The organism is Paenochrobactrum gallinarii (assembly GCF_014205685.1).
Classification (GTDB): domain Bacteria; phylum Pseudomonadota; class Alphaproteobacteria; order Rhizobiales; family Rhizobiaceae; genus Paenochrobactrum; species Paenochrobactrum gallinarii.
Map to the genome: position 1 here is coordinate 1 of NZ_JACIIU010000073.1, position 1959 is coordinate 1959.

General features: G+C 41.9%; 2 protein-coding genes. Both read right to left on the reverse strand.

What is annotated here, in order from left to right; translation table 11 throughout:
• A partial coding sequence (locus tag FHS77_RS15980) for a transposase (protein WP_184224903.1) occupies positions 1-251 on the reverse strand: 251 nt, incomplete at its 3' end.
• Between the two features lie 380 nt (positions 252-631).
• Entirely contained in the window at positions 632-964 is a 333-nt protein-coding gene (locus tag FHS77_RS15985) for a hypothetical protein (RefSeq protein WP_184224904.1), read from the reverse strand.
• Positions 965-1959 lie beyond the last annotated feature (995 nt).

Sequence of the window (1959 nt, forward strand, 5' to 3'; positions counted from 1 at the left end):
GAACTTTCCATCCCTGCCGATAATGGCGCGATAGTGCCAGATGCAAGTGCCTTACGCCGCCATCCATAAAGCTGAGAGGGATCCAAACCTTCAGACCGCGCTATAGCAGAAACATTCGCGCCTGGCTGTAAGGACGCAGCCACGATACGGGTCTTCTCGTCATCCGGCCAGTCACGTGGCTTGCGCCGCGTTCGTACCGGTTCTGCAGTCAAAATCTCAAATGTTCGGCTCTGCTTCATACTGTCGCTCATAGGATTCCCACATGATTCATGCAGAAAATCGCTCATCAGACCGAAAAAAGATACGTGGGCTCGCCTAACCGCTTACTTTGAAACGGTTAGAGCTGCATGATCTTTTATGGCTCTCAATCCATATATTTGAGCAATATTTAAACTGTATATGCTACTATCTACAGCGGCCAAATCTGAGAGAATCGGTCATACGGCCCATGCCACTACAGACCTAATAAACCCTATTTTTTTGATTCATCTACAAACGGCGTGCTACGAAGTAACGCGGGGAATACAAAATCTAGCACAAACGATGTTTACAAAGTTCATGATTAATGGCTACCAATATAAACAGCTATGACGGCCTCAATTACCCGATTGATACCTTAACGGGTGCCATCTTATTCATTGAGGATGTCGTCCTGTTTCAAATGAAGCTTTCTAAAAAATTGCCATTTTGATTTCGTATATTTTTCAATGAGATCATCGATAACAGAATAGCTGGCATCCTTGTCAAAACCCTGTGCTTTCAGTCCAACAACTATGACATCGAATAAGCCATCCAACATGTGCATTTGCTCCTGCTCATAAGATCGCATGATAATGGTATGCAGCAGTACCCGTGCGATATCATCACGAGACGGCTTTCGTTCACGCTTATGACGATCACGCGTCCTTTGCTGTCGCTCACGCTGCTTACGCAGTCGGTCATCTACCTGTTTGCGGGTTGTCATAGGAAATCTCATAGATTTGTTTATATAGCGTGAGCTCAAAAAATGGCCGGCGCAACCTATATTTCCCTTTTTACAAACGATGTTTTATTTTGAATCAGAATTCTAGAATTTAGAAACGATAATCCTGAGGTTTGAATCGGATTATTGCAAATTATTCTGAATTGAGATGATTTCAGGATAATTCGTTTCAAATTAGATCACCTTGGATCAAAGTGCCTGCAAGTTAGTAACACCCATTCAAATTTATGCATCAAGCGGTAGCGCCTATAAAATAGGCGATGTACTGAGAGGGGTAGACAAGGTAGTCGGCTTTAAAAACAAACGGCGTTTACACTTGAAACGCCAATAAAGAGTTCTGAATCGAGTTTTCATAAATTTGAAATGAATTTTTAGAACTATGAATCGACTTGTTAGAGTTTAAAGAAGCCCAAAATGCTTAGCTCCCCTCCCGTCCACGGTGGCTTGGACGAAACCAGCCAAAACTAAACGAAACTACGTATGTTTTACGAAGCGTGAACAGTTTGATCGTTAAAAAATAAACGTAGACTGTTGACCGATGGAGTGGATTAAACGCCCCACCACTCGCTGCCTTCAAAACGCAAATCATCATCAGTAGGTTACTGCTACCATTGGAAAGATCGTCAAGTCACAAACCCAAAACTAGGTTTTGTTGATCTGTTACAAGGCAGAAACCTATTTCTGGATTAAATAATTTCCAACTTTTTATAGAGGCCTGCCTGTCGATTTTTTGTGGTTATCTTATATGTAGCTTAAGAGGGTATTCGAAAATTTCGCAGCGTTGACGGCAATATTTCAGAAAAAACCAATTACTTATCGTTTTAATTCAAAGTTATAGAGCTCATAATAAGGCAAATTTTGGATTATAATGTTCGTTTGATCGTGAGCGCAATGAATAGCCCACGTCTTTCGTGATTGACGGAATGGGTTTCCGGCTGGCAGTCAAAACTTTTGCTTTGCCCGCTTCGGCATAAAAT